Annotated in this window: 4 protein-coding genes; 3 read left to right on the top strand and 1 reads right to left on the bottom strand. The window is 70.4% G+C overall.

Annotated features, from left to right (window positions below; all coding sequences use genetic code 11):
• The coding region (locus ACY0I8_RS16490; protein ID WP_461395618.1) for an ATP-dependent DNA helicase RecG at positions 1–1,000 on the top strand (1,000 nt) is incomplete at its 5' end.
• Between the two features lie 57 nt (positions 1,001–1,057).
• On the opposite strand, the gene wecB is transcribed toward ACY0I8_RS16490, so the two are convergent.
• Positions 1,058–2,200 carry a non-hydrolyzing UDP-N-acetylglucosamine 2-epimerase gene (gene wecB, locus ACY0I8_RS16485; RefSeq protein ID WP_461395617.1) on the bottom strand — a complete coding sequence of 381 codons (1,143 nt, stop codon included), beginning with the start codon at positions 2,198–2,200 and terminating at the stop codon, positions 1,058–1,060.
• 172 nt (positions 2,201–2,372) lie between these two features.
• On the opposite strand from wecB, the gene ACY0I8_RS16480 reads away from it, so the two are divergent.
• Together ACY0I8_RS16480 and eno are read left to right on the top strand one after the other, a co-directional pair.
• A complete protein-coding gene (locus ACY0I8_RS16480; protein WP_461395616.1) occupies positions 2,373–3,005 on the top strand; it encodes a metallophosphoesterase family protein in 633 nt (210 codons plus the stop codon).
• An 82-nt stretch (positions 3,006–3,087) separates the two neighbouring features.
• Positions 3,088–4,377: a phosphopyruvate hydratase gene (gene eno, locus ACY0I8_RS16475; RefSeq protein WP_459942419.1), complete on the top strand. Its 1,290-nt coding sequence runs from the start codon at positions 3,088–3,090 to the stop codon at positions 4,375–4,377.
• Positions 4,378–4,790 lie beyond the last annotated feature (413 nt).

The raw sequence follows: 4,790 nt of genomic DNA, 5'->3' as shown, positions 1-4,790 counted from the left end.
GGGGCTCCGCACCGGGGCGCTCCCGCTCGTCGTGGGCACCCACGCCCTCATCCAGGAGTCCGTGGCGTTCCACCGGCTGGGGTTCGTGGTGGTGGACGAGCAGCACCGGTTCGGGGTGCTCCAGCGGGCCGGGCTCCTCCGGAAGGGCGAGAACCCCGACCTCCTGGTGATGACCGCCACGCCCATCCCCCGGAGCCTTTCCCTCACCGTGTACGGCGACCTGGACCTCTCGGTGATCGACGAGCTCCCCCCGGGCCGCCAGCCCATCGCCACCCGGGTCGTCCGGGAGAAGGACCTGCCCCGGGTGTACGCCTTCGTGCGCGACCAGGCGGCCCGGGGCCGGCAGGCCTACCTGGTGTATCCCTTGGTGGAGGAGAGCGAGGCCCTGGACCTCAAGGCCGCCACCACCATGGCCGAGCACTTCCAGGCCGAGGTGTTCCCGGACCTCAAGGTGGGGCTCCTCCACGGCCGGATGCGGCCCGAGGATAAGGAGGCCGTGATGGGGGCCTTCGCGGCCGGGGAGATCCAGGTGCTCGTGTCCACCACGGTGATCGAGGTGGGGATCGACGTCCCGAACGCCACGGTCATGGTGGTGGAGCACGCCGAGCGGTTCGGCCTGGCCCAACTCCACCAACTGCGGGGCCGGGTGGGCCGGGGCGGCGAGAAGTCCTACTGCGTCCTGGTGGCGGGCCGGGAGACGGGCAAGGACGGCTGGGAGCGGCTGCGGGTGCTCGCCTCCACCACCGACGGGTTCCGGATCGCCGAGGAGGACCTTAGGATCCGCGGGCCGGGGGATTTCCTGGGCACCCGGCAGTCGGGTCTGCCGGATTTCCGCATCGGGAACATCCTGCGGGACGGGCGGCTCCTCCAGACGGCCCGGGACCTCGCCTCCCGGGTGCTGGCCGAGGACCCGGGGCTTGGCTCGGGCCGGTACCCGGCCCTGCGGGAGGCCCTGGAGGACCGCTGGGCCGGCCGCCTGGAGCTCGCCAAGGCGGGGTAGGGCGGGGGACCGACCCTCGCCTCAGGACGCCCTCCGGCTTCCCGACGTCCTAACGTCCTAACGTCCCAGCGTCTCCCCTTCCATCAGCGCCGCCACGATCCGTTCGGCGGCCCGGCCGTCCCAGAGCTCGGGCACCCGGCCGGCCTTGCCCCGGCCGTCGAGGGCCTTGCGGGCCTCGGCCACGATGGCCTCGGGGTCGGTGCCCACCAGGGTGTTCGTGCCCTCCCAGATGGTGACGGGACGCTCGGTGTTCTCCCGGAGGGTAAGGCAGGGGATCCCCAGGGCCGTGGTCTCCTCCTGGAGCCCGCCCGAGTCGGTGAGCACGAGCGCGGCACCCTTCCAGAGGTTCAGGAAGTCCAGGTAGCCCAGGGGTTCGGTCACGTAGAGGCCGGGGGCGAGGGGGGCGTCGGCCGGCGGCAGGGGCCGGAACGCCTCGTCGATCCCGAACTCGCGGGCCATTTTCCGGGTGCGGGGGTGGATCGGGAACACGATGGGGATCTCCCGGGCCACGGTCTCGATGGCCCCCAAGAGCCGGGTCAGCACCTCGCGGCGGTCCACGTTGCTCGGCCGGTGCAGGGTGAGCACACCGTAGCGCTGCCCCGGTGCCACCAGGGGCTCGAGCCCGAGGCGCGGCAGCCGCTCCACCTGGTGGAGCAGGGTGTCGATCATCACGTTCCCCACGAACCGGATCTTCTCGGGCGGCACCCCCTCGGCCCGGAGGTTCTCGTCGGCGTCGCGGCTCGTGGTGAACAGCAGGTCGGCCACGGCGTCGGTCACGAGCCGGTTGATCTCCTCGGGCATGGTGCGGTCGCGGCTCCGGAGCCCGGCCTCCACGTGGCACACCCGGATGCCCATCTTCACGGCCACCAGGCTCGCCGCCATGGTGGAGTTCACGTCCCCCACCACGAGCACCCAGTCGGGCCGCTCCGCCTCGCACACCTTCTCGAACCGCAGCATCACGTGGGCCGTCTGGTAGGTGTGGGAGCCCGAGCCCACCTCCAGGTCCACGTCGGGCGGCGGGATCTCCAGGTCCTCGAAGAACGCCCGGTACATGCGCTCGTCGTAGTGCTGGCCGGTGTGGACGAGCCGGTGCTCGATGGGGCGGTCCGGGTGCTCGGCGTTCCACCGGCGGATGGCCCGCACGATCGGCGCGATCTTCATGAAGTTGGGCCGGGCGCCCACGACGAGCAGAATCTTCATGGGGTCTCCTGTGCCGAACGGGGTGCGAAGGGGAAAGGACGGCTTACGCCCCCCGGGGCGAAAACCGGGCCCAAGGGTGCCACACCGGCGCCCTACGCGGCAACCGAAACCCCCGGTCTTTCTTGACTTAGGGGGGGGCGTCGGGTAAGAAGGGCGCCCGTCGGAGGGCGGCGTGGCGATCTGGGCGATCGGCGACGTGCACGGGTGCCGGGACCGGCTGGAAGAGCTCTGGAAGCGGCTGGGGCCGGGGCGGGACGACACCGTGATCTTCCTGGGGGATCTGATCGACCGGGGCCCGGACCCGGCCGGGGTGATCCGGTTCGTGCGGGAGCGTTCGGCCGACGCGCGGGTGGTGGCCCTGCGGGGGAACCACGAGGACCTGTGCCTCACCTGGCACCGCACCCGGGACCCGGCCGACCGGGACCTGTGGATGTGGAACAAGGGATACACCACCCTCGAGAGCTACGGGTTCGCGCCGGGGGACCCGGACGCGGCCGTGCCGGCGGGGGACCTCCGGTTCCTGGAGGCCATGCCGCTGTGGCACCGGGAGGGGGAGGTGGTGTTCGTCCACGCGGGGCTCCGGCCGGGGGTGCCCCTGGGGCGGCAGGATCCGCACGATCTCCTCTGGATCCGGGACGAGTTCTACGGGGCGCCGGAGGCGTTCTCCCACCCGGTGGTGTTCGGCCACACCCCGTTTCGCGGGGTGTTCCGGCGCGGCCCCCTGGTGGGCATCGACACGGGTGCCGTGTACGGCGGGAAGCTCACCGCCTACGAACCGTTCGAGGACCGGATCGTCCAGGTCTGAAGGCCAGCGAGGCCGTCAAGCGCGAAAGGGGTGTCTGCCGCCCGGCCGAGAACCGTTCCCACTGACCAAGGAGGACGAAGGGATGTACACGATCACCGACATCATCGCACGGGAAATCCTGGACTCCCGCGGCAACCCCACCGTGGAGGTGGACGTCCACCTGTCCTCCGGCGTGGTGGGCCGGGCCGCCGTTCCCTCGGGCGCCTCCACGGGCGAGCACGAGGCCGTGGAGCTCCGCGACGGCGACGAGGCCCGGTACCTCGGGAAGGGCGTCCTCCAGGCCGTGGAGAACGTGAACTCCTCGATCGCGCCCGAGCTCATCGGCTACGACGTGCGGGACCAGGCGGCCATCGACGCGCGGCTCGTGGAGCTCGACGGCACCCCGAACAAGGAGAAACTCGGGGCCAACGCGATCCTGGGGGTGAGCCTGGCCTGCGCCAAGGCCGCGGCCGATGCCTCCGAGCTGCCGCTGTACCGCTACGTGGGCGGCACGGGGGCGACGCTCCTGCCGGTGCCCATGATGAACATCCTGAACGGCGGGGCCCACGCCGACAACAACGTGGACATCCAGGAGTTCATGGTGGCCCCGGTGGGCGCCTCCTCGTTCCGGGAGGCCCTGCGCATGGGCGCCGAGGTGTACCACAACCTGAAGAAGACCCTGAAGGAGAAGGGCCACCGCACCTCCATCGGCGACGAGGGCGGGTTCGCGCCGGATCTCGGCTCCAACGAGGAGGCCCTCGAGGTGATCCTGGCCGCGATCGAGCGGGCCGGGTACAAGCCGGGGAAGGACGTGCTGATCGCGCTCGATGCCGCGGCGAGCTCCTTCTACCGGGGCGACCACTACTACCTGGCGGCCGAGGCCGAACCCCAAAAGTCGGTGGACGATCTGATCGGGTACTGGGAGCGGCTCGTGGCCAAGTACCCCATCTATTCCATCGAGGACGGTCTCGACGAAAACGATTGGGACGGCTGGAAGAAGATGACCGAGCGCCTGGGCGACCGGATCCAGATCGTGGGTGACGACCTCTTCGTCACCAACACCGAGCGGCTCCGCTCGGGCATCGCCATGGGCGTGGCCAACTCCATCCTGATCAAGGTGAACCAGATCGGCACCCTCACCGAGACCCTGCAGGCCATCGAGATGGCCCACAAGGCCGGGTACACCACGGTGATCTCCCACCGCTCGGGCGAGACCGAGGACACCACCATCGCCGACCTGGCCGTGGCCGCCAACTCGGGCCAGATCAAGACCGGCGCGCCCTGTCGGACCGACCGGGTGGCCAAGTACAACCAGCTCCTTCGGATCGAGGAGAACCTGGGCGCCTCGGCCCGGTACGCGGGCCCGATCGTGGCCGCCCGCCGGGAAGGCTAGAAGGCTGGGAAGCTGGGAAGCTGGGAGGCTGGGAAGCCGCGGAACCGGCGGATCCCGACACCCCCGCCCAGAGGCCAGATTCCGACAGATTTCTGAGGACGGAAGGCGGGCGGGACCGAAAGACGGCAGCTGCGGGGAGGCGCAGAGAGCGGCCAAACGATTCACGATTCACGGCAGTTGAGCCGCCCAGCCGAAGGCTGTTTTCAGAGGTTAGCACAGGCGGCAACGCTGGTATCGCCGGAGGCTTTTACGTCCTAGCGTCCCAGCGTCCGAACGTTCGAACGTCCCAAGTCGGTGCCCCTGCCGCCGGGCCGGGGCGCCTTGTTTTGTCCCTTTACGCTTGCACACACGAGGAGTCTGCCATGGCTGTCGAACGAACCCTTGCCATCATCAAACCCGACGCCACCGCCCGG

The sequence above is a fragment of the Deferrisoma sp. genome (assembly GCF_054681715.1).
The sequence above is the reverse complement of the archived record's forward strand: the minus strand, read 5'-3'. Positions and strand labels throughout refer to the sequence as shown.